The sequence below is a fragment of the Paenibacillus sp. J22TS3 genome, assembly GCF_018403205.1.
Taxonomy (GTDB): domain Bacteria; phylum Bacillota; class Bacilli; order Paenibacillales; family Paenibacillaceae; genus Fontibacillus; species Fontibacillus tuaregi.
The window spans coordinates 1-1,264 of the sequence record NZ_BOSF01000016.1 but is presented as its reverse complement, the minus strand read 5'-3'; the positions used below and the strand labels follow the sequence as shown (position 1 = coordinate 1,264).

General features: G+C 50.3%; 1 rRNA gene. It reads right to left on the bottom strand.

From position 1 onward, the window contains the following. A 23S ribosomal RNA gene (locus KJS63_RS25795) occupies positions 1 to 829 on the bottom strand; the annotation flags it as partial. Positions 830 to 1,264 lie beyond the last annotated feature (435 nt).

Genomic DNA, 1,264 nt, shown 5'->3' with positions numbered 1-1,264 from the left:
CCGCTACCCCCACCTCATCCCCGCATTTTTCAACATACGTGGGTTCGGGCCTCCAGTGCGTGTTACCGCACCTTCACCCTGGACAGGGGTAGATCACCCGGTTTCGGGTCTACGTCCACGTACTAAAAGTCGCCCTATTCAGACTCGCTTTCGCTGCGGCTACGGCTCTTCACCTTAACCTCGCACGGGAACGTAACTCGCCGGTTCATTCTACAAAAGGCACGCCATCACCCCTAAATTGGGCTCTGACTTCTTGTAAGCACACGGTTTCAGGATCTCTTTCACTCCCCTTCCGGGGTGCTTTTCACCTTTCCCTCACGGTACTGCTTCACTATCGGTCGCTAGGGAGTATTTAGCCTTGGCAGATGGTCCTGCCGGATTCATACGGGGTTTCACGTGCCCCGCACTACTCGGGATCCGTCTCGGAGGGATTAGACTTTCGGGTACAGGGCTTTTACCTCTTCTAGCGGGCCTTTCCAGACCTCTTCGCCTACCCTAATCCTTGGTAACTCCATGTGAGACGTCCCACAACCCCAGAGAGCAAGCTCTCTGGTTTAGGCTGTTCCGCGTTCGCTCGCCGCTACTGACGGAATCACTATTGTTTTCTCTTCCTCAGGGTACTTAGATGTTTCAGTTCCCCTGGTCTGCCTCTTCACACCCTATGAATTCAGGTATGAGTGACTACCTATTACAGTAGCCGGGTTTCCCCATTCGGACACCCCCGGATCAAAGCTTGCTTACAGCTCCCCGAGGCAGTTTCGTTGTTCGCCACGTCCTTCTTCGGCTCCTAGCGCCTAGGCATCCTCCGTGTGCTCTTAGTAGCTTAACCAATTGCTCAGTGATTGATTTTTGGGCTCTGTTGCACAGAACGCAAAGGATCCCGAAAATCAATCACTTTCGCGCTACCTTTGATTCACTTCACTTGTTTGCACAAGTTCAGCTTAAAGGAATTCTAATTTACGCAATTTCGTTTCGTTATCTAGTTTTCAAGGATCAAATCGGAAATTTCTTAACGTCCACGTTATCGTGTCGTTAGGAATTTACGAGCATTCCAACCTTGCGGCCGGAAGAATATCATATCAATTCCTTGCTCACTTGTCACCAAGCAAGTTTTGGAAGCAATATGTGAGAGTTGAACTCTCAAAACTGAACAACGAGTGAGGTGTTGCTATTGAAGCCATTGGCTTCTAATGAATGCTTCCGTTGCAGGAAGCGATTCTCCATAGAAAGGAGGTGATCCAGCCGCACCTTCCGATACGGCTAC